This window comes from Ferrimonas sp. YFM, from assembly GCF_030296015.1.
Classification (GTDB): domain Bacteria; phylum Pseudomonadota; class Gammaproteobacteria; order Enterobacterales; family Shewanellaceae; genus Ferrimonas.
This window is the reverse complement of sequence record NZ_AP027368.1, coordinates 286,200-307,524: the sequence shown is the minus strand read 5'-3', so window position 1 is coordinate 307,524 and position 21,325 is coordinate 286,200. Positions and strand designations below refer to the sequence as shown.

The following is a 21,325-nucleotide window of genomic DNA, read 5'->3' as shown; positions in this document are numbered from 1 at the left end:
ACTCAGTCATAGAAAAGGGGACGCATGTGCGTCCCCTTTCTGTTTTCAACGATGGGCTCCCCGGCTAGAACAGGTACTCCATCGCCACCTCGTCGCAGGCGTGTTTGCGCGGACACAGCTCGCAGTCCTTCATCACCTTCTCCGGCAGGCTCTCCATCTCGGTCAGCTGGAAGCCGGACTTGGCGAAGAACTTGGGCACCCGGGTGAGGACAATCACCCGCCGCAGCTCCAGCTCCCGTGCCCGTTGCAGCATGTAATCCACCAGGGCCTTGCCCTGACCGTGGCCCTGATGGTCATTGGAGACCCCCAGGGAGCGCATCTCCGCCAGGCCGGTTTCGTAGATGTAGAGGGACGCACACCCCACCACCTGGCCGTCGGTTTCCGCCACGGCAAAGTCGAGGATGTCTCTGAGCACCTGATCCCGGCTGCGCGGCAGGGTCTCCCCCTTCTCGGCCCAGTGATCGTTGATGCCGGTGATGGCGTCCACATCGGAGAGCCGGGCGGGGCGCACCATGAGGATCTCCGCCACGTGGGCATTGAGTCGCTGCTGGCTGGCCCCCAGGGCCTCCTCGATGGCCGGCACCTCGATCTGAGACACCGTCTGCAGCGCCAGGGCCTGCTGCACCTGCTTGATGGAGGTGCCCCCCAGGGCTTCCCGCTTGGCCAGGGTCGCCTCGATGGTCAGGTGCTGGTAGACATCGGACTCGATGGTGTCGCTGTATTCCTGCAGCTCCTGCAGGGTGAAATCCTCCAGGGCCTTGCCCTGGCCGATGGCGCCCAACACCACTTCGCCCACGATGTGATGGGCTTCCCGGAAGGGGATCCCCTTGGCCACCAGGTAATCCGCCAGCTCGGTGGCGTTGGCGTAGCCCTGCTGCGCCGCCGCCAGGGTGCGCTGGCTGTTGACCTTTACCCCCTCCAGCACCAGGGTCAGCATATCCAGGCACATCAGCCAGGAGTCGATGGCGTCGAACAGCCCCTCCTTGTCCTCCTGCATGTCCTTGTTGTAGGCCATGGGCAGGGCCTTCATGGTGGTCAGGATCCCCATCAGGGCGCCGTAGACCCGGCCCGCCTTACCGCGGATCAGCTCCAGGGCATCCGGGTTCTTCTTCTGTGGCATCAGCGAAGACCCTGAGGTCACCGCGTCGGACAGCTCGATGAAGCCCGCTTCTCCGCTGTTGTAGAAGATCAGATCCTCCGCCATCCGGGACAGGTGCATCATGGAGGTGGCGGCGGCGCTGCACAGCTCCACCACATGATCCCGGTCGGAGACCGCATCCAGGCTGTTGGTCACCGGACCACGGAAGCCCAGCTCCGCCGCCAGGGCGAAGCGATCCACCGGGTAGGCGGTGCCCGCCAGGGCGCCACTGCCCAGGGGACAGGTGTCCAGCCGGGTCAGAGCGTCCTTGAGCCGGGTCAAGTCCCGCTCCAGCATCTCCACATAGCAGAGGCACCAGTGGCCGAAGGTGATGGGCTGAGCCCGTTGCAGGTGGGTGTAACCGGGGATCACCGTCTGCGCCTCCCGCTCCGCCAGGGTCAGCAGCTGCTGCTGGGCCTTGACCAGGGCTTCAATCAGCTCCTGACCCTGGTCCTTGCACCACAGCTTGAGATCCGTCGCCACCTGGTCGTTACGGGAGCGGCCGGTGTGCAGTTTCTTGCCCAGATCGCCCACTTTGGCGATCAGCTGTTGCTCCACAAAGCTGTGGATGTCCTCGGCACCGGACGCCAGGATCTGTTCATCGGTCACCTCCTGTGCCAGTTGGTGCAGGGCACGGATCAGCTGACCGTGCTCCAGCTCATCGAGCACTCCCACCTGCACCAGGGCACCGGCCCAGGCGATGGACCCGGTGATGTCCTGCTGCACCAGGCGGTAATCCACCGGCAGGGAGTCATTAAACTGCTTGAAGCGGCTGTCTGCTGCGCCGCTGAACCGTCCACCCCATAGCGCCATATCAGTTTTGCTCCTTATGCAGGGCCGAGATCCGGCTGGAGAGGGAGAACAACCGGATAAAGCCTTCGGCATGCTTCTGGTTGTATACCTCATCCTCCTCGAAAGTGGAGAAGGCTTCTGAGTACAAGCTGTTGGGGCTGGACCGCTTCACCACCACCGCCTGGCCCTTGTACAGCTTGACGGTGATCTCACCGGTCAGGGGCTCGGCCAGGCTGGTGGCCGCCGCCAGCAGCGCCTTGGATACCGGGGTAAACCAGCGACCGTCATAGAGGACATGGGAGAACTCCAGGCCCACCTGCTCACGGAACTTAAAGGCGGACTTGTCCAGCACCAGGGTCTCCAGTCCACGCAGGGCGGCGTTGACAATAGTGCCTCCTGGGGTTTCATAGCAGCCACGGGACTTCATTCCCACCAGCCGGTTCTCGACGATGTCGATGCGGCCCACGCCATTCTTGGCACCCAGCTCATTCAGCAGCACCAGGGCGTTGTAGGGGGTCATTGCTTCGCCGTTGACCTGGGTCAGCACACCGGCCTCAAACGCCAGGGTGACGTACTCGGCCTGGTCCGGCGCCTGCTCCGGGGAGACACTCCAGGTCCACACCTGCTCGGTGGGCTCGCAGGCGGGATCCTCCAGCTCGCCACCTTCGTGGGAGATGTGCCAACAGTTGGCGTCGCGGCTGTAGATCTTCTCGGCGCTGGCGGTAGTGGGGATGTTCTTGCTGGCCAGGTAGTTCAGCAGATCGGTCCGGGACTTCATGGTCCAGTCGCGCCAGGGGGCGATCACCTTCAGCTGAGGTGCCAGGGCGGCGTAGGTGGACTCGAAGCGCACCTGGTCGTTACCCTTACCGGTACAGCCGTGGGACACCGCGTCGGCCCCCACCTGCAGTGCCAGCTCCACCTGGGCCTTGGCGATGATGGGGCGGGCCATGGCGGTACCCAGCAGGTAGGTGCCCTCATACAGGGCGCCGGTCTTGAGAATGGGGTTGATGTAGTCGGCCACAAACTCATCTTTGAGGTCCACCACGTGGCAGCTGGAGGCACCGGAGGCCAGGGCCTTCTCCTCAACCCCTTCCAGCTCCTCGGCCCCCTGGCCCACATCAGCCACGAAGGCGACCACTTCGCAGTCATACTGCTCCTTCAGGTAGGGGATGATGGCGGAGGTGTCCAGGCCGCCGGAATAGGCCAGCACGACTTTTTTAATGGTTGTCATAGGGGTGTCCTCAAATTAGGGTCAGAAGTATGGCGTTTTGGGCATGCATCCGGTTCTCCGCCTGGTCCATCACCAGGGATTGTTCCGAATCCATCACCTCTGAAGTCACTTCCACCTCGCGGTGGGCTGGCTGACAGTGAAGGAAATAGCTTGCGCCACTGTCGGCCATCATCTTGGCGTTCACCTGATAGGGGGCGAACTTGGCTTTGATCTGCTCGATGGGGGTGCTGTCCCCCATGGAGATCCAGGTGTCGGCGTAGATGGCATCCACCCCCTTCAGGGCCGCCAGATCGCTGCTCAGGGTCAGTGTGGTGCCGTGCTCCGCCGCCAGGGCCTGGGCCTCCACCACCTGCTGACCATCCGGAAAGTGGCCCGGAGGGCAGACCACCACCATATTCACCCCCAGTTTGGCGCTGATGATCATCAGCGAGTGGGTGACGTTGTTGCCATCGCCGACATAGGCCAGGGTTTTACCCTTGAGGGAGCCGTACTGCTCCTTCAGGGTCAGCATGTCAGCCATCGCCTGGCAGGGGTGGTACAGATTGCACAGGGAGTTCACCACAGGCACAGTGGCGTGGGCCGCCAGCTCTTCCAGGGTGCCATGATCAAACACCCGGGCGACGATGGCGTCACACCAACGGGACAGATTCTGGGCGAAGTCCTTCACCGACTCCCGCTGACCCAGGGCACCGTTTTGCTGATCCAGGTAGACCGCATGGCCACCCAGCTTGTTGATCCCCACGTCGAAGCTGACCCGGGTACGCAGGGAGGGCTTCTCAAACAGGGTCGCCACACTCTTGCCCTTGAGGGCCTCATGGTGAGGGGTGTAGTCCGCCTTCAGGGTCAGGGCCTTCTCCAGCACCGCCTCAATCTGGGCGCTGCTCCAGTGTTTCAGAGTTAACAGATGCTGCATCCTATGCTCCTTTTGGATAGATCTGAGTGCCGACGCTGTGGCCATCCACCAGGCCTGCCAGCTGCTCCGGATGACGCCAGCTGGCCACCGTCACCTTGTTATTAATGGTCTGGGCCGCCGCCTGGGCTGCCTCCACCTTGACCTTCATGCCGCCCTCGATGACGCCACTGCGCACCAGTTCCTGGGCCAGTTCCGGGGTCAGCTCCGGGATCAGCTGCCCCTTGCCATCCAGCACGCCGGACACATCGGAGAGCAGGGTCAGCGGCGCCTTCAGCAGCTGACAGATGGCGGTGGCCGCCTGGTCGGCGTTGACGTTAAGCAACTGACCATGGTCATCCGCGGCAATGGAGCTGATGATGGGCAACATGCCGCAGGTCAGCAGCGCCGACAGCAGGGCATCACTCTTGGGCACCACCTGGCCCACGAATCCCAGCTGGGGATCCAGTACCTGAGCGGTCACCATGTCACCGTCTCCCAGGGTCAGCCCCACAGGGGTCAGTCCGGAGGCCTTGGCTGCCGCCACCAGCTTGGTGTTGGCGATGCCCGCCAGGGCGCCGGCGACGATGGGCATCTGCTCCTCCGGTGTGACTCGCAGCCCCTGATGCTTGGTGGACACCATGCCATTGGCACTCAGTTGCTGCTCCACCAGCACGCCGCCGCCGTGCACCAGCACCGGCTGCCAGCCTTGGGCGGTCAGCTTGGTCAGGGTGTCAAACAGCCGGGTCATCCCCTTATCACACTCCAGTAGGGCGCCCCCTACCTTGATCACCATCAACTTCATGAATACACCTCATGACCAAAATGAATGTTTATGCACTCCAGGGCCTGACTGGCAGCCCCTTTCATCAGGTTATCGATGGCACTGGCCACCACCAGGACGTTGCGCAGAGGATCCAGCTTCCAAGCCAGCAGGCAACGATCACTGCCGGCCACATCATCGATTTTAGGCCAGCTGCCGGCGGGCAGCAGTTTCACCTTGTCGCTGCCCTGATAGATCTCAAAGGCTTGGGCAACCTCCTCCTCGGTGGTACCCGGTTTCACCTGACAGGTGATGGTGGCCAGAATGCCCCGTTTGAAATTCCCCAGGTGAGGGGTGAACACCACCTGCTGCCCCAGGTAGGTCTCAATCTCCGGCTGATGCCTGTGGCTCAGTACACCGTAAGGGGTCAGGCTCACTTCACACAGGTGGGTATTGAGCTGAGCCTTGCGGCCTGCGCCACTGACGCCACTGACGGCGTTGATCACCGGCATGGAGGACTCCTGCAACAAGCCGGACTGCTTCAACGGCTTGAGTCCCAGCAATGAAGCGGTGGGGTAGCAACCGGGAACGGCGATAAGCTTGCTGCCCTTAAGGGTATGGGGGTACCAGTCCACCAGTCCGTACTCCGCCTCCAGCAGCAGCTGAGGATGAGGGTGCTCGAAACCGTAGTAGCTGGGATAGACGCTGGCGTCTTTAAACCTGTGGCCGCCAGAGAGATCGAACACCGACAGGCCCGCCTGCAGCAGCTGTGGCACCAGGGAGGCCGACACCAGGTGTTCGGTGGCCAGGGCGACGCCATCACACTGACTGGCCAGAACCGCCAGGGCCTCGGCCCCCAGTCCCTGGACGACATCGTCCACCAGACCCAGCATCTCTGGATAGAGCTGACTCAGAGGTTTGCCCGCATCCAGGCTGTTTTCAGAAACATAGAGGCCGCCCAGGGTCAGGGCTGGCGACAGGGCAATCAGTTTGGCCAGGGTGGCACCGGCATACCCGGTGGCGCCGATTACGGCTATAGTGGTCATGAGGTTGTGTCCGTTAACTAGCAAATATAAGGGTAGCGAAGAGGCGCCAGCAGGGGTGGCGACGATGTGGATTTATCGTCGTCGTAGGAGGTGGGTATGTACTGTCCTGATTTGAATTTTCATAACCTTGGCTATCGTCTAACGGCTGCGACCTTGATAGACTACCACCTCAACATAGTTATGCAACCTTTTTGAATTATTAATTATGAAAAAGATTCCAGAACTGAAGCAGAGATTCCAGCAACTGATCGCCACGCCCTCCATCAGCGCTCTGGACGACAAATGGGACCAGAGCAACCTGCCGGTCATTGAGCTGCTGCACGGCTGGTTCAGCCAACTGGGATTTCAATGTGAGGTGCTGCCCCTGCCGGACCAACCGGGCAAAGCCAACCTGCTGGCGCGCATCGGCCCCAACCTGCCCGGCGGACTGCTGTTGGCAGGCCACACCGACACCGTGCCCTTTGATGAGGGCCGCTGGAGTCGTGATCCCTTCACCCTGGAGGAGAAGGACAACCGTTGGTATGGCCTGGGCACCTGTGACATGAAGGGCTTCTTTGCCCTGGTGCTGGAAGCCGCGGTCTCTGTGGACCTGAGCAAGCTCACCCGTCCCCTCTATATACTGGCCACCGCCGACGAAGAGACCACCATGGCCGGGGCCAAGGCCTTTGCCGCCGGCGCCGGTATCTCGCCAGACTACGCCCTGATAGGTGAACCCACAGGCCTTAAGCCGGTGCACATGCACAAGGGGCACGCGGCCCTGGGGATTCGGGTCACCGGCCGCAGCGGCCACTCCTCGGATCCGGACAAGGGGCTCAACGCCATCGAGGTGATGAATCTGGTGATCAGCCAGCTCATCCAATTGAAACAGACTCTGGCACAAAGTTTCCGTCAAGAGGAGTTCTCGGTGCCCTACCCCACTCTCAACCTGGGGCACATCCACGGCGGCGATGCGGTGAACCGCATCTGTGGCTGCTGCAGCCTCAACCTGGATCTGCGTCCCCTGCCGGGGATGAGCCTGGAGCAGCTTGAACTGCTGCTGAGTCAGGCGCTCAAGCCGGTGACCGATCGCTACCCGGGCGCCGTCAGCCTCAGCCATCTCTACCCCGGCTCCGAGGCCTTCGCCTATCGGGGGGAGGACACCCTGCTCAAGCTGGCTGGCCAGCTGTGCGGTGAAGAGGCCCGTGCGGTGAACTACGCCACCGAGGCACCCTACATCAATCAACTGGGCTGCCAGACCCTGGTGCTGGGGCCGGGAAGCATCGAGCAGGCCCACCAGCCCGATGAATATCTATCCATGGAATATCTCACCTCAACACCCAGGTTGCTCGGCCACTTCATTAATAAATTTTGCTTATCCGGGGAGTAAACGACTGTTTAATCTCACTGACCGGACTATCTGAGTCCGGTCATTCGTGATACTTTGATCGATTGCAGTGCGGTATTTATGCAGAGGGGAAACATCACCATGAGCGACATCAACGCACCACTCAAGGCCAACATCAGCATGTTGGGACAGTTGCTGGGGGAGACCATCGGCGACCATTTGGGTGAGGGTTTCGTCGATAAAGTGGAGACCATTCGTCAGCTCTCCAAGGCCTCCAGAAAACGCGAACCCGGTGCGCGTCATAAGATGCTGGAGCTATTGGATCAACTGAGCGATCAAGAGCTTGTTCCCTTTGTTCGTGCCTTCAACCAGTTTCTGAACCTGGCCAACCTGGCGGAGCAGTTCCACACCATCTCCCGCAATTGCGACCAGCTGGTGTGCGTACCCGACCCGGTAGACATGTTGTTGGGCCGACTGCTCAACGGCAAGGCCCAGCTGGAACCTGAGAAGCTGCTGGAAGAACTGGGCCGTCTGGAGATCGACCTGGTGCTGACCGCTCACCCCACAGAGGTGACCCGTCGTACCCTGATCACCAAATACAGTGCCATCATCGAGTGTCTGGCCGAACTGGAAAACCCCCAACTCAGCGAGCGGGAGCTTCAGCAGCAGCGACTTCGCCTGCGCCAGCTGATCGCCCAGATCTGGCACACCAACGAGATTCGTACCCAGCGCCCCACCCCAGAGGATGAGGCGAGCTGGGGCTGGGCTGCCGTCGAGGACAGCCTGTGGCAAGCCGTGCCCGACTTCCTGCGTCAGGTAAACGACCGCCTGGAAGCCCATGCCGGCGTGCAACTGCCGCCGGACACCGTACCGGTGAAATTCTCCAGCTGGATGGGCGGTGACCGCGACGGCAACCCCAATGTCACCGCCAAGGTCACCTCCAGGGTATTGCTGAAGAATCGCAAAATCGCCCTGAACCTGTACCTGGCCGACGTTAAGACCCTCATCAGCGAGCTCTCCATGGAGGAGTGCTCCGAAGAGCTGCGGGCGCTGGCAGGGGACACCAACGAACCCTACCGGGTTGCGCTGAGGCAGCTGAGAGACAAGCTGATCATCAATCTGGAAGAGGTGCACGCCTGCCTCGACGGTTATCCTCCCTACCTGGAGCCGGAGCAGAAGATCACCAGTAAGGCAGAGCTGCTCGAGCCTCTGCAACTTATCTACGACAGCCTGCTGCAGTGCCGGATGCGTCTGATCGCCAACGGCCTGCTGCTGGACACCCTGCGTCGTCTGCACTGCTTCGGCGTCGGCCTGATCCGCCTGGATATCCGCCAGGACTCCGCCCGCCACACCAGCGCCCTGGCGGAGATCACCCGCTATCTGGGACTGGGAGATTACGAGCACTGGCAGGAGGAGGAGAAACAAGCCTTCCTGCTCAGAGAGCTGGCCAACCGTCGTCCGCTGCTGCCCAGCAGCTGGTCACCGACCGAGGACACCAAGGAGGTGCTGGACACCTGCAAGCTGATCGCCCAGCAGCACCCTGAAGCCCTGGGCTCCTACGTCATCTCCATGGCCAGTGCCCCCTCAGACGTTTTAGCGGTGGCCCTGCTGCTCAAGGAGTGTGGCTGCCAGTTTGCCATGCCCATCGTGCCCCTGTTCGAAACCCTGGACGACCTGCAAAACGCCGCCACCTGCGTCGAGCAACTGCTGGCCATCGACTGGTACCTGGGATACATCCGCGGCAAACAGCAGGTGATGATCGGCTACTCCGACTCCGCCAAGGACGCCGGCGTGATGGCCGCCTCCTGGGCTCAGTACCGCGCCCAGGAATCCCTGGTCGAGGTGTGCAAACAGGCCAACGTCGCCCTGACCCTGTTCCACGGTCGCGGCGGCAGCATCGGCCGTGGTGGCGGTCCCGCTCACGAAGCGATCCTGTCTCAGCCTCCGGGCTCAGTAGACGGCCGTCTGCGAGTCACCGAGCAGGGTGAGATGATCCGCTTCAAGTTCGGTCTGCCCAAGGTGGCGGTACAGAGCTTGGCTCTCTACACCTCTGCGGTGCTGGAAGCCACCCTGCTGCCCCCACCACAGCCCAAGCAGTCCTGGCGTGATCTGATGGACCGCATCGCCGACACCTCAGTGACCGCCTATCGAAGCATCGTGCGGGAAGAGCCCCAGTTTGTGCCCTACTTCCGTGCCGCCACACCGGAGCAGGAGCTGGCGGATCTGCCCCTGGGCAGCCGTCCCGCCAAACGCCGCGCCGACGGCGGTGTGGAATCTCTGCGCGCCATCCCGTGGATCTTTGCCTGGACTCAGAACCGGCTGATGTTGCCCGCCTGGCTGGGCGCCGGTGCCGGCCTCAAGGAAGCGATCGACGCCGGAGAGCAACCGACTCTGACCGCCATGTTCCAGTCCTGGCCCTTCTTCCGCACCCGCCTCTCCATGCTGGAGATGGTGTACGCCAAGGCGGAGCCTCACCTGGCCGCCTATTACGACCGAGTGCTGGTACCCCAGGAACTCCATGGCTTGGGCAACAAGCTGCGCAGCCAGCTGGAGCAGGACATTCGCACCGTGCTGCAGCTGACCCAGGAACAGACCCTGATGGAGCACACCCCCTGGAACCGGGAATCCGTTGAACTGCGCCATCCCTATATCGATCCCCTGAACTTCCTGCAGGCGGAGCTGCTGCGCCGCTGCCGGGGCAAGGAGGAGGAACTGGATGACATTAAGCAGGCCCTGATGGTCACCATCGCCGGCATCGCTGCCGGCATGCGCAACACCGGGTAAAGGAACAAGCGGGCTGCGGCCCGCTTTTTTTATGGGAGAAAACCATGAGGCAACTGCAAGGCGCCCTGGTAATGGGACTGCTTCTGACTTTGGGCGGCTGCGCCACCAGCTATACCCTGGATGAAAAGGAGGTGGAGGGCTACCTCCAGGACAAGCTCACCATCGAGGAGCGCCACTCCCCGATCCCGGTACTGGATACCGAGGTGAACCTCAACCGCATCGACGTAGAGATTGGAAGGCACAACCAGGGGCAGGTTCGGGTGACCACCCTGTCGGAGTTTGTCATCCGCACCCCCTTGCTGCCACTGAGGGCCTCACTGACCGCCACCTTGGCGGCCACCCCCTGGTATCGCCCGGAAGACCGGGGGATCTACCTGAGGGATCTGACCCTGGTGGAGGTCAAAGCGGACCCGGATGACCTGACTCTGCCCCTGGAGCGGTTGGGGAAGGAGAGCCTGGCAGCGGTACAGCTGTTCCTGGCCAGCCAGCCTATCTATACCCTGGACGAAGATGACTGGGCCCAGGATATTCTGGGCCGCTTTGGCCGGGAGATCACCATAGAGCCCGGCATCATCCGCTTCCATCTGGATGGAACCGGCAACTAGCCGGCTCTGGATTCGACCCGTTTCAGGAAGGGGTAGTCGGCAACAGGCTCCAGTCCCAGAATGTGGCGCCTGAGCATATCCAGAGCCACCGCCGATGACAGCTTACGCACCAGAGTGCGGGAGCGGTTGGCGCCACTGCCGAATGCCAGGGTCTGGCTCCAGTGGCCCTGGTCACTGCAGACACAGAAACACACGGTGCCAACCGGCTTCTCCTCTGTGCCCCCGTCAGGGCCGGCGATGCCACTGATGCTGACTCCGAAATCACTGCCCAGCGCCCGTCGGGCGCCCTGGGCCATCTCCGTCACCGTCTCCAGAGAGACCGCACCGAACTGCTCAAGAGTCTCGGCCTGAACGCCACATTGAGACTGCTTGGCGCTGTTGCTGTAGGTCACCAGGGAGCCCAGCAGATAAGCCGAACTTCCCGCCAGAGTCACCAGCTGATCCGCCACCATGCCGCCGGTACAGGACTCGGCCAGAGCCAGGGTCTCTCCGCGCTCCACCAGCAGGCTGTGGACGATCTCCCCCATGCTCTTCTGGTTCTCCCCCACCAGGGAGTCACCCAGTGCGGATTTCACCTCGGTCAGGTAAGCCTGCCACTGGGCTTCGTCCACCCTTGTCCGGTGGAACAGTTTCACTTCGATATGGGGCATGGACGCCCGGTAACCTATGGTCACCCCCTCAGGACAAGGCAAGGAGAGATCATCGATGTCATTGGCCATGGCGGATTCCGCCTGACCCAGGGTCAGCAGTTTATGTACCTTCACCGATCCACCATTGAGCGGGTCAAGGTCGACCAGGAAAGGCAGCAGTTGCTCCTGCACCATGCGGAACAGCTCATGGGGGACACCTGGGGTAAAGAACAGCCAAGCACCGTCGAGCTTCACTCTGAAGCCGCAGGCGGTACCCACAGGGTTGTCCACCACCACCGCCGATGCCGGCAACATCGCCTGCTTCAAATTGCTCGAGGTCATGGTTCGGCCACGGGCGGCAAACATCTGCTCCATCACGGTGCGCCATTGATCGAACATCACCAGCGGCTCTCCCAGAGCCTGAGCGGCGGCTTCAGCGCTCAAATCATCACTGGTGGGCCCCAGACCGCCATTGACGATCACCAGATCCGCCCGGGCAGCACTCTCTTTAAAGGCCCCCACCAGATCCTCCAGCCTGTCTCCCACCGTAGTCTTACGACTGAGTTCATAGCCACTCTCCATCAGAGTGTTGGCCACCCAGGCGGCGTTGGTGTCGACAATTTGACCGGACAGCACCTCTTCACCGGTGCAGATCATCTCAATCTTCATAGGCTCCTCCTTGTGAGACTCACACTAGAGCAGCGGCAGGGGGATGGCAATAGCTGGGAAGGCGTTCTTAATTTTCAGAAAGATAAGGCTATAAAACCAAAAAAGCCCCGACCTTTCGGTCGGGGCTTAATCTGGTGCTAATACCCAGAGTCGAACTGGGGACCTCACCCTTACCAAGGGTGCGCTCTACCAACTGAGCTATATCAGCAAACTCGTTGTCCGCAATGCGGATATGGAAAACCCCGGTAGAGCCGGGGTTCCGTATAAATGGTGCTAATACCCAGAGTCGAACTGGGGACCTCACCCTTACCAAGGGTGCGCTCTACCAACTGAGCTATATCAGCACACTGATATTTGGTGCCTGACGCAAGAACCTGATTGGCACTCTCACATCAAGGAATTGGTGCCTGACGATGACCTACTCTCACATGGGAACTCCCACACTACCATCGGCGCTACTGTGTTTCACTGCTGAGTTCGGCATGGGATCAGGTGGGACCACAGCGCTATGGTCGTCAGACGAATTTGGAACAATTCGCACAAGCTGTTTCTCGTTTGCATTCTCGCAAGCGCTTTCTATATCTGGGATATCAAAACCCATTGGGTGTTGTATGGTTAAGCCTCACGGGTCATTAGTACAGGTTAGCTCAACGCCTCACAACGCTTACACACCCTGCCTATCAACGTCCTAGTCTTGGACGGCCCTTTAGAGACCTTAAAGGTCTAGTGAGAACTCATCTTGAGGCTCGCTTCCCGCTTAGATGCTTTCAGCGGTTATCGATTCCGAACTTAGCTACCCGGCAATGCCACTGGCGTGACAACCGGAACACCAGAGGTTCGTCCACTCCGGTCCTCTCGTACTAGGAGCAGCCCCTCTCAATTCTCAAACGCCCACGGCAGATAGGGACCGAACTGTCTCACGACGTTCTGAACCCAGCTCGCGTACCACTTTAAATGGCGAACAGCCATACCCTTGGGACCGACTTCAGCCCCAGGATGTGATGAGCCGACATCGAGGTGCCAAACACCGCCGTCGATATGAACTCTTGGGCGGTATCAGCCTGTTATCCCCGGAGTACCTTTTATCCGTTGAGCGATGGCCCTTCCATGCAGAACCACCGGATCACTATGACCTACTTTCGTACCTGCTCGACGTGTCTGTCTCGCAGTTAAGCTGGCTTATGCCATTGCACTAACCGTATGATGTCCGACCATACTTAGCCAACCTTCGTGCTCCTCCGTTACTCTTTGGGAGGAGACCGCCCCAGTCAAACTACCCACCAGGCACTGTCCCTAACCCCGATTCAGGGGCCCAGGTTAGAACATCAACACTACAAGGGTGGTATTTCAAGGACGGCTCCACATCATCTAGCGACAACGCTTCAAAGCCTCCCACCTATCCTACACATGTAGGGTCAATGTTCAGTGCCAAGCTGTAGTAAAGGTTCACGGGGTCTTTCCGTCTAGCCGCGGGTATACGGCATCTTCACCGCAAATTCAATTTCACTGAGTCTCGGGTGGAGACAGCGTGGCCATCATTACGCCATTCGTGCAGGTCGGAACTTACCCGACAAGGAATTTCGCTACCTTAGGACCGTTATAGTTACGGCCGCCGTTTACCGGGGCTTCGATCAAGAGCTTCTTCCGAAGAATAACCCCATCAATTAACCTTCCGGCACCGGGCAGGCGTCACACCGTATACGTCCACTTACGTGTTTGCACAGTGCTGTGTTTTTGATAAACAGTTGCAGCCACCTGGTATCTGCGACTGCCGACAGCTTAGGGAGCAAGTCCCATCACCGTCAGCAGCGTACCTTCTCCCGAAGTTACGGTACCATTTTGCCTAGTTCCTTCACCCGAGTTCTCTCAAGCGCCTTGGTATTCTCTACCTGACCACCAGTGTTGGTTTGGGGTACGATTCCTTCTTACCTGAAGCTTAGAAGTTTTTCCTGGAAGCATGGCATCAACCACTTCAGTGCCGTAGCACCTCGTCATCAGCTCTCAGCGTAATGTGTGTCCGGATTTGCCTAAACACACCGCCTACAACCTTAAACGCACATCCGATAGTGCGCTGGCCTAGCCTTCTCCGTCACTCCATCGCAGTAAGAAGAAGTACGGGAATATTAACCCGTTTCCCATCGACTACGCCTTTCGGCCTCGCCTTAGGGGTCGACTCACCCTGCCCCGATTAACGTTGGACAGGAACCCTTGGTCTTCCGGCGAGCGGGTTTTTCACCCGCTTTAACGTTACTCATGTCAGCATTCGCACTTCTGATACGTCCAGCATGCCTCTCGACACACCTTCAACCGCTTACAGAACGCTCCTCTACCATGCACACAAGTGTGCATCCGCAGCTTCGGTGTCTAGTTTAGCCCCGTTACATCTTCCGCGCAGACCGACTCGACCAGTGAGCTATTACGCTTTCTTTAAATGATGGCTGCTTCTAAGCCAACATCCTGGCTGTCTGAGCCTTTCCACATCGTTTCCCACTTAACTAGAACTTTGGGACCTTAGCTGGCGGTCTGGGTTGTTTCCCTCTCCACGACGGACGTTAGCACCCGCCGTGTGTCTCCCGTAATTGCACTCATTGGTATTCGGAGTTTGCAAAGGGTTGGTAAGTCGGGATGACCCCCTAGCCTTAACAGTGCTCTACCCCCAATGGTGAGATACGAGGCGCTACCTAAATAGCTTTCGAGGAGAACCAGCTATCTCCCGGTTTGATTGGCCTTTCACCCCTACCCACAAGTCATCCGCTAATTTTGCAACATTAGTCGGTTCGGTCCTCCAGTTGGTGTTACCCAACCTTCAACCTGCCCATGGGTAGATCACCGGGTTTCGGGTCTACACCTTGCAACTCATTCGCCCAGTTAAGACTCGGTTTCCCTACGGCTCCCCTATTCGGTTAACCTCGCTACAAAATGTAAGTCGCTGACCCATTATACAAAAGGTACGCAGTCACCCCGAAGGGCTCCCACTGCTTGTACGTACACGGTTTCAGGTTCTATTTCACTCCCCTCACAGGGGTTCTTTTCGCCTTTCCCTCACGGTACTGGTTCACTATCGGTCAGTCAGGAGTATTTAGCCTTGGAGGATGGTCCCCCCATGTTCAGACAAGATATCACGTGTCCCGTCCTACTCGATTTCACACAAAGTTAGTTTTCGTGTACGGGGCTATCACCCTGTATCGCGCTACTTTCCAGAAGCTTCCACTAACACCCTCTGTGCTTAAGGGCTAATCCCCGTTCGCTCGCCGCTACTTAGGGAATCTCAATTGATTTCTTTTCCTCAGGGTACTTAGATGTTTCAGTTCCCCTGGTTCGCTCTGTACACCTATGTATTCAGTGCACAGTGACCGCTTATGCGGCCGGGTTTCCCCATTCGGAAATCGGTGACTCAAATGGCTCTTACTGCCTCATCACCGCTTATCGCAAGTTAGTACGTCCTTCATCGCCTCTGACTGCCTAGGCATCCACCGTGTACGCTTAGTCGCTTAACCATACAACCCCAATAAGTCTTGGAATCGTATTGCTTCACAACCAATACGTTAATCTATCGCCAGATATTCAAGGCACTTGCAAAAATTGCAAATATCTCGAGAAATTATCAGCTTGTCCAAATTGTTAAAGAGCAAGTTTTTGCCTAAAGCAAAAACGCCAAAATCACCCCTTGGGATGATTTCAGACAATCTGTGTGAACACTCAACGCAAAACCGTATCTATTTCGTAAGGAGGTGATCCAGCCCCAGGTTCCCCTAGGGCTACCTTGTTACGACTTCACCCCAGTCATGAACCACACCGTGGTCATCGCCCTCCCGAAGGTTAAGCTAATGACTTCTGGTGCAGCCCACTCCCATGGTGTGACGGGCGGTGTGTACAAGGCCCGGGAACGTATTCACCGTGACATTCTGATTCACGATTACTAGCGATTCCGACTTCATGGAGTCGAGTTGCAGACTCCAATCCGGACTACGACCGGCTTTATGGGATTGGCTGACTCTCGCGAGCTCGCAACCCTTTGTACCGACCATTGTAGCACGTGTGTAGCCCATCCCGTAAGGGCCATGATGACTTGACGTCGTCCCCACCTTCCTCCGGTTTATCACCGGCAGTCTCCCTAGAGTTCCCACCATTACGTGCTGGCAACTAAGGACAAGGGTTGCGCTCGTTGCGGGACTTAACCCAACATTTCACAACACGAGCTGACGACAGCCATGCAGCACCTGTCTCACGGTTCCCGAAGGCACACTTCGATCTCTCAAAGCTTCCGTGGATGTCAAGGGATGGTAAGGTTCTTCGCGTTGCATCGAATTAAACCACATGCTCCACCGCTTGTGCGGGCCCCCGTCAATTCATTTGAGTTTTAACCTTGCGGCCGTACTCCCCAGGCGGTCTATTTAATGCGTTAGCTTTGGAACCCACGCCTCAAGGGCACAGACTCCTAATAGACATCGTTTACAGCGTGGACTACCAGGGTATCTAATCCTGTTTGCTCCCCACGCTTTCGCATCTGAGCGTCAGTCTTTGTCCAGGAGGCCGCCTTCGCCACTGGTATTCCTTCAGATCTCTACGCATTTCACCGCTACACCTGAAATTCTACCTCCCTCTACAAGACTCTAGTCTGCCAGTTCGAAATGCAGTTCCCAGGTTAAGCCCGGGGCTTTCACATCTCGCTTAACAGACCGCCTGCATGCGCTTTACGCCCAGTAATTCCGATTAACGCTCGCACCCTCCGTATTACCGCGGCTGCTGGCACGGAGTTAGCCGGTGCTTCTTCTGCGAGTAACGTCACAGCTAACGGGTATTAACCGCTAACCTTTCCTCCTCGCTGAAAGTACTTTACAACCCGAAGGCCTTCTTCATACACGCGGCATGGCTGCATCAGGCTTGCGCCCATTGTGCAATATTCCCCACTGCTGCCTCCCGTAGGAGTCTGGACCGTGTCTCAGTTCCAGTGTGGCTGATCATCCTCTCAAACCAGCTAGAGATCGTCGCCATGGTGAGCCATTACCTCACCATCTAGCTAATCTCACTTAGGCTTATCCAATCGCGAAAGGTGCCGAAGCATCCCCCTCTTTCCCCCGTAGGGCGTATGCGGTATTAGCAGTCGTTTCCAACTGTTGTCCCCCTCGACTGGGCAAATTCCTAAGCATTACTCACCCGTCCGCCGCTCGACGCCCAACAAATCATCCGAAGAATCTTTGTTGTCGTTTCCGCTCGACTTGCATGTGTTAGGCCTGCCGCCAGCGTTCAATCTGAGCCATGATCAAACTCTTCAATTAAAAAGTTTTTTGGAATCCGAAAATTCCGACTCAATGAATTACTGAATTAACTTGTTATAGTCACTCAGTGCAACATTGATATATGAGATATCAATCCTGCGCGAGTGCCCACACAGATTGTCTGACTAATTGTTAAAGAGCGTGTCTCTCATCGAGACAGGAGGCGCATTCTACGCGACTCTCCGTTGCCGTCAAGCCCTAATTGCAAACTTTTTCAAGTTGCCGCTTGAGGCGTTTCGCTTTACTTATGAAGGCTTGGAGCCCTCATTGAAAGCTAAGCGCCGTTTTCACCACTTAAGTTATCGACTACAGCCCTCGGGCCCAGTGTTTTCTTAGTGGCTGACGCCTTGTTAACCATCTCGCTTCGGCCTTGTCGGCTTTTGCCCGGTCAACGAGGAGCGCATTATAGGGAGGGATTTTTTCTTGGCAACCCCTAAAAGGATCATTTGCGATCGAGCGGACAGTTAATAGACAAAAGCACCCTTTCGGGTGCTTTTCAGTGTGTTTTTCGTCCATCTATTCGCCGAGGTAGGTCTCGACCAGCTTTTGCACCTTGGGGTTATCCCAATCCACAAAGCTGCGGACAAAGGCCACCAGTTGTCCCTGCTCATTGAGGATAAAGGTGGCGGGCACCAGATCCGTCGGCAACACCCGACCCACCGCGTCGGTGGTGTCATACAGGGTGGAGAAGGACTCCAGGCCAAGCTCCTTAAGGAAAGGGGCGACCACGGCGGGATCACGATCGATGGCCACCGGGAGTACCACCGCGCCCTGACTCTCCAGCTTGGCGCGGAATCGCGCCAGGGAGGGAAGCTCACGAACACAGGGGGGACACCAGGTCGCCCAAAGGTTCAGGACAACCACCTTCCCCTTATAAATGGACAACTCTACCGCCTCACCCTCCAGATCCTTCAGCTCAATGCTGTCCAGATCCTGAGGAAAGGTGAGCTGAACGAATCTCTGCAGCGCAGGGTCGTCGCCAGCCTGGTTCATTCCCGGAAAACCGAAGGCGCTGCCCGTAAGCAGCGCCAACATAAGAATCAGGCCTCGCATCAGCCCTGTTTCTCCTTGAGCATCTTCGCCAGACGCTCTCGATCGGCATCGGTCATGGCCGTCGTTGCCTTGGCACTCTTCTGGCGCTGAGCGCGGATGAACAGCAGACCCACACCCAGACCGACGACGGCGAAGGCCACCGGACCCAGCCACAGCACCAGGGTGCGGTTGTCGAAGGCGGGGCGGTAGCGAACGAAGTCGCCATAGCGATCGGTCATAAAGGTCACGATCTCATCGTTGCTCTTGCCCTCATCCACCATGGCATACACCTTCAGGCGCAGGTCACGGGCAACCGGGGAGTTGGAGTCGATCAGATTCTGGTTCTGACACTGGGGACAACGCAGTTCATTGGCCAGTTGCAGCCCACGCTCCTTGTTCTCCTCACTCTTGAACTCGTAGGTATCGATGGGGGTGGCGTGCACCGCCCCCGCCACCAGCAACAGGCAGATGGCACTGGAGAACCACTTCAACAAAGCTTTCATCAGGCACCTCCCTTGGCGGCCGCCGCTTCACGGCGCAGCTCGCTGATCATCGGCATAAAGGTCTCAGCCCAGTTCTGCGGGCCGAGGACACCGGCAAAGCGATAGCGAACGACCCCGTTGTGATCCACCACGAAGGTTTCAGGTGCACCATACACACCCAGATCCAGACCCAGCTTACCCTCTGGGTCATACAGGTTCTTGGTGTAGGGATCACCACTGTTGGCCAGATAGCGCAGAGCCAGTCCACGCTCATCCCGGTAGTTGATGCCGTAGATAGGGATAGCACCCTGTCTGGACAACTTGTTCAGGAAGGGGTGCTCATACTTACAGGAGGGACACCAGGTGGCCCACACATTCAGCAGATACACCTCACCTTCAAGGTCCTTGTTGGTGATGGTGACCTGGGCGTCTTCCAGAGACTCCAGGGTGAAAGTGGGAACCGGCTTGCCCTCAAGGGCAGAATCCAGCTCCTTGGGGTTGAGGAACAACCCCTTGTACAGGAACACCGCCATGCCGATGAAAATCAGCAGGGGGATAAACAGTAACGCGCGTTTCATAGCTCTACTCTAACCTCAGGCAGTCGCCACTTGTGCTTCGTTGACTGGGGCACTCTTACGGCTGCGAGCTCGCTTATCGGTCGCTGCCAGGGTACCGCCGATCATCATCAGAATACTGCCAAACCAGATCCAACGCACCATGGGCTTGTAGTTCAGGCGCACGGCGTAGTCGGTGGAATCCAGGGGATCACCCATGGTCACGTACAGATCGCGGAAGAAGCCCCAGTCGATGCCAGCTTCGGTCATGTCCATGGTCCGTACATTGTACTTACGACGATCCGGGTACAGGGTGGTCACCAGCTCGCCATCCTGCATCACAGTGATGCGACCCTGCTCTGCGGTGTAGTTGGGGCCCTGGACCATACGGGTCTCTTCATAGGTGAAGGTGTAACCCGCCAGTTCATGGCTCTTACCTGGGCCCATGCGCACGGATTTCTCTTCCGCGTAGTGGGACACCATGGCCGCGCCGATGATCGCCATGGCGATACCCAGGTGAGCGAACTGCATGCCCCAGACGCTGCGGCTCAGACGCTTGGTGGTGAAGCCACCATTGGGCTCCCTGGTCTTATTGTACAGATCCAGCATCAGGGTCAGCACAATCCACACCGCGGTGGCCACACCGGCGCTTACCCACAGGTTCATCTTGCCGTCGATGATGAAAGGCGTCGCCAGACCGGCAATCAGGGCCACGGCCGCAGGCACCATCAGTTGACGGGTCTCGGTATCTTTGGCTTTCTTCCATCGAATCACCGGCCCTATGCCCATCAGCACAAAGAGCACCAGGACTATGGGGTTGAATACGGTGTTGAAGTACGGAGGACCTACGGAGATCTTACCCAGACCCAGGGCATCGCCCAGCAGTGGGTAGAGAGTCCCCAGCAGCACAGAGCCTGTGGCAACCACCAACAGGATGTTACAGCCGAGCATCATGGTCTCTTTGGAGAACAGCTCAAACTTGGCCGGGCTGGCAAACTCGGTCGCCCGGACCGCGAACAGGGTCAGAGAACCACCGATGGTCAGACCCAGCAAGCCCAGAATCGCCATACCCCGGGTGGGGTCAGCGGCAAAGGAGTGCACCGAAGTCAGTACGCCGGAACGCACCAGGAAGGTACCCAGCAGACTGAGGGAGAAGGTAAAGATCGCCAGCAGGATGGTCCAGTTACGGAAGGTGCCCCGCTTCTCGGTCACAATCAGCGAGTGCAATAACGCGGTGCCCACCAGCCAGGGCATAAAGGAGGCGTTCTCTACCGGATCCCAGAACCACCAGCCACCCCAGCCAAGCTCATAATAAGCCCACCAGGAACCCAGAGAGATACCGCCGGTCAGGAAGATCCAGGCGGCCAGGGTCCAGGGGCGGGACCAGCGGGCCCAGGCGGAGTCCAGTCGACCGCTCAGCAGTGCCGCGATGGCGAAAGCGAAGGCCACGGAGAAACCTACATACCCCAGATACAGCATGGGCGGGTGGAAGATCAGGCCCACGTCCTGAAGCATGGGGTTCAGGTCGCGACCCTCGGCAGGCACCACAGGCAGGAAGCGCTCGAATGGGCTGGAGGTCAGCAACATGAACAGGCAGAAGCCCAGAGTCACCATGCCCATGATCGCCAGCACCCGGGCAACGAAGGCGTCGTCCAGGTTGCGACTGAACAGGGCAACGGCGGCGCTCCAGACTGCCATGGAGAACACCCAGAACAGCAGTGAACCTTCATGACCACCCCAGATGGCGGCGATCTTGAACGGCGTCGGCAGGTGGCTATTGGAGTTGTGCGCCACATAGGCCACGGAGAAATCGTCGGTAACGAAGGCGTAGCCCAAAGCCACTACCGCGAGACCCATAAAGAGAAAAGTGCCGTATGCCAAAGGCCGGCTGTAACTCACCAGGAAGGCGTCTCGCCTTGCCACGCCCACTAAGGGGACGATCGACATGATGGCGGCGAACGCCATGCCGATAATGAGTGCGTAATGTCCTAGTTCCGGAACCATGAATTACCTCTGCGAGGGAATGTATCCATATACGGCTGCGCGCCCAACTCGCTCAGCCGAACAGTGCTCATTGACGCCATTTTAGGCAGAGTTGCGCTGCTTGT

General features: G+C 58.6%; 13 protein-coding genes, 2 tRNA genes and 3 rRNA genes. 3 read left to right on the top strand and 15 right to left on the bottom strand.

All coding sequences use genetic code 11. The features are described 5' to 3' along the window. Window positions 1-64 precede the first annotated feature (64 nt). The 5 genes from argH to argC are packed head-to-tail and all read right to left on the bottom strand — an operon-like array spanning window position 65 to window position 5,859. Complete coding sequence (argH, locus tag QUE41_RS01530) at window positions 65-1,951, bottom strand: argininosuccinate lyase (RefSeq protein ID WP_286341220.1); 1,887 nt, start codon at window positions 1,949-1,951, stop codon at window positions 65-67. Between the two features lies 1 nt (window position 1,952). Continuing rightward, a complete protein-coding gene (locus QUE41_RS01525) occupies window positions 1,953-3,161 on the bottom strand; it encodes an argininosuccinate synthase (RefSeq protein WP_286341219.1) in 1,209 nt (402 codons plus the stop codon). Window positions 3,162-3,171: 10 nt separating this feature from the next. Continuing rightward, window positions 3,172-4,074, bottom strand: coding sequence for an ornithine carbamoyltransferase (locus QUE41_RS01520; RefSeq protein ID WP_286341218.1), 903 nt, complete (start codon window positions 4,072-4,074; stop codon window positions 3,172-3,174). A gap of 1 nt (window position 4,075) precedes the next feature. Beyond that, window positions 4,076-4,855, bottom strand: coding sequence for an acetylglutamate kinase (gene argB / locus QUE41_RS01515; RefSeq protein WP_286341217.1), 780 nt, complete (start codon window positions 4,853-4,855; stop codon window positions 4,076-4,078). Further along, window positions 4,852-5,859 (bottom strand): N-acetyl-gamma-glutamyl-phosphate reductase, encoded by a 1,008-nt coding sequence (gene argC / locus QUE41_RS01510; RefSeq protein WP_286341216.1) that lies wholly within the window; start codon window positions 5,857-5,859, stop codon window positions 4,852-4,854. Before argC ends, argB begins: the two co-directional genes overlap by 4 nt. 205 nt (window positions 5,860-6,064) lie before the next feature. Between argC and argE the strand changes: the two genes are divergently transcribed. The 3 genes from argE (at window position 6,065) to QUE41_RS01495 (ending at window position 10,572) form a co-directional block, all read left to right on the top strand. Beyond that, complete coding sequence (gene argE / locus QUE41_RS01505) at window positions 6,065-7,225, top strand: acetylornithine deacetylase (protein ID WP_286341215.1); 1,161 nt, start codon at window positions 6,065-6,067, stop codon at window positions 7,223-7,225. A gap of 99 nt (window positions 7,226-7,324) precedes the next feature. Next, complete coding sequence (gene ppc, locus QUE41_RS01500) at window positions 7,325-9,967, top strand: phosphoenolpyruvate carboxylase (RefSeq protein WP_286341214.1); 2,643 nt, start codon at window positions 7,325-7,327, stop codon at window positions 9,965-9,967. A gap of 44 nt (window positions 9,968-10,011) precedes the next feature. Next, a complete protein-coding gene (locus QUE41_RS01495) occupies window positions 10,012-10,572 on the top strand; it encodes a YceB family lipoprotein (RefSeq protein WP_286341213.1) in 561 nt (186 codons plus the stop codon). Here QUE41_RS01495 and QUE41_RS01490 read toward each other — a convergent pair. From QUE41_RS01490 to QUE41_RS01445, 10 genes are all read right to left on the bottom strand, one after another. Beyond that, window positions 10,569-11,870, bottom strand: coding sequence for a CinA family nicotinamide mononucleotide deamidase-related protein (locus QUE41_RS01490; RefSeq protein WP_286341212.1), 1,302 nt, complete (start codon window positions 11,868-11,870; stop codon window positions 10,569-10,571). The genes QUE41_RS01495 and QUE41_RS01490 overlap by 4 nt on opposite strands. Before the next feature lie 132 nt (window positions 11,871-12,002). Beyond that, window positions 12,003-12,078 (bottom strand) — tRNA-Thr (locus QUE41_RS01485). A gap of 60 nt (window positions 12,079-12,138) precedes the next feature. After that, window positions 12,139-12,214: transfer RNA gene (locus QUE41_RS01480), tRNA-Thr, on the bottom strand. 61 nt (window positions 12,215-12,275) lie between these two features. After that, window positions 12,276-12,390 (bottom strand): 5S ribosomal RNA (gene rrf, locus QUE41_RS01475). Window positions 12,391-12,481: 91 nt separating this feature from the next. After that, window positions 12,482-15,367: ribosomal RNA gene (locus QUE41_RS01470) — 23S ribosomal RNA — on the bottom strand. A gap of 227 nt (window positions 15,368-15,594) precedes the next feature. Continuing rightward, window positions 15,595-17,149, bottom strand: a 16S ribosomal RNA gene (locus QUE41_RS01465). The 16S, 23S and 5S rRNA genes sit together here with 2 tRNA genes alongside, the layout of an rRNA operon. Window positions 17,150-17,665: 516 nt before the next feature. Continuing rightward, the gene (locus QUE41_RS01460) at window positions 17,666-18,202 is read right to left on the bottom strand and encodes a TlpA family protein disulfide reductase (RefSeq protein WP_286341211.1); all 537 of its coding nucleotides are present in this window, start codon (window positions 18,200-18,202) and stop codon (window positions 17,666-17,668) included. Further along, window positions 18,202-18,684 (bottom strand): heme lyase NrfEFG subunit NrfF, encoded by a 483-nt coding sequence (nrfF, locus tag QUE41_RS01455; protein ID WP_286341210.1) that lies wholly within the window; start codon window positions 18,682-18,684, stop codon window positions 18,202-18,204. The genes QUE41_RS01460 and nrfF overlap by 1 nt, the downstream gene beginning before the upstream one ends. Further along, window positions 18,684-19,241: a DsbE family thiol:disulfide interchange protein gene (locus QUE41_RS01450; RefSeq protein ID WP_286341209.1), complete on the bottom strand. Its 558-nt coding sequence runs from the start codon at window positions 19,239-19,241 to the stop codon at window positions 18,684-18,686. The genes nrfF and QUE41_RS01450 overlap by 1 nt, the downstream gene beginning before the upstream one ends. Before the next feature lie 15 nt (window positions 19,242-19,256). Then, window positions 19,257-21,221 (bottom strand): heme lyase CcmF/NrfE family subunit, encoded by a 1,965-nt coding sequence (locus tag QUE41_RS01445; RefSeq protein WP_286341208.1) that lies wholly within the window; start codon window positions 21,219-21,221, stop codon window positions 19,257-19,259. Window positions 21,222-21,325: the final 104 nt, after the last annotated feature.

Excerpts from the sequence above, each read along its gene's own strand:
- QUE41_RS01450 (WP_286341209.1), bottom strand. The coding sequence starts at position 19,241 with ATGAAACGCGCGTTACTGTTTATCCCCCTGCTGATTTTCATCGGCATG.
- QUE41_RS01460 (WP_286341211.1), bottom strand. The coding sequence starts at position 18,202 with ATGCGAGGCCTGATTCTTATGTTGGCGCTGCTTACGGGCAGCGCCTTC.
- argE (WP_286341215.1), top strand. The coding sequence starts at position 6,065 with ATGAAAAAGATTCCAGAACTGAAGCAGAGATTCCAGCAACTGATCGCC.
- ppc (WP_286341214.1), top strand. The coding sequence starts at position 7,325 with ATGAGCGACATCAACGCACCACTCAAGGCCAACATCAGCATGTTGGGA.
- QUE41_RS01520 (WP_286341218.1), bottom strand. The coding sequence starts at position 4,074 with ATGCAGCATCTGTTAACTCTGAAACACTGGAGCAGCGCCCAGATTGAG.
- argB (WP_286341217.1), bottom strand. The coding sequence starts at position 4,855 with ATGAAGTTGATGGTGATCAAGGTAGGGGGCGCCCTACTGGAGTGTGAT.
- QUE41_RS01495 (WP_286341213.1), top strand. The coding sequence starts at position 10,012 with ATGAGGCAACTGCAAGGCGCCCTGGTAATGGGACTGCTTCTGACTTTG.
- argC (WP_286341216.1), bottom strand. The coding sequence starts at position 5,859 with ATGACCACTATAGCCGTAATCGGCGCCACCGGGTATGCCGGTGCCACC.
- QUE41_RS01445 (WP_286341208.1), bottom strand. The coding sequence starts at position 21,221 with ATGGTTCCGGAACTAGGACATTACGCACTCATTATCGGCATGGCGTTC.
- argH (WP_286341220.1), bottom strand. The coding sequence starts at position 1,951 with ATGGCGCTATGGGGTGGACGGTTCAGCGGCGCAGCAGACAGCCGCTTC.
- nrfF (WP_286341210.1), bottom strand. The coding sequence starts at position 18,684 with ATGAAAGCTTTGTTGAAGTGGTTCTCCAGTGCCATCTGCCTGTTGCTG.
- QUE41_RS01490 (WP_286341212.1), bottom strand. The coding sequence starts at position 11,870 with ATGAAGATTGAGATGATCTGCACCGGTGAAGAGGTGCTGTCCGGTCAA.
- QUE41_RS01525 (WP_286341219.1), bottom strand. The coding sequence starts at position 3,161 with ATGACAACCATTAAAAAAGTCGTGCTGGCCTATTCCGGCGGCCTGGAC.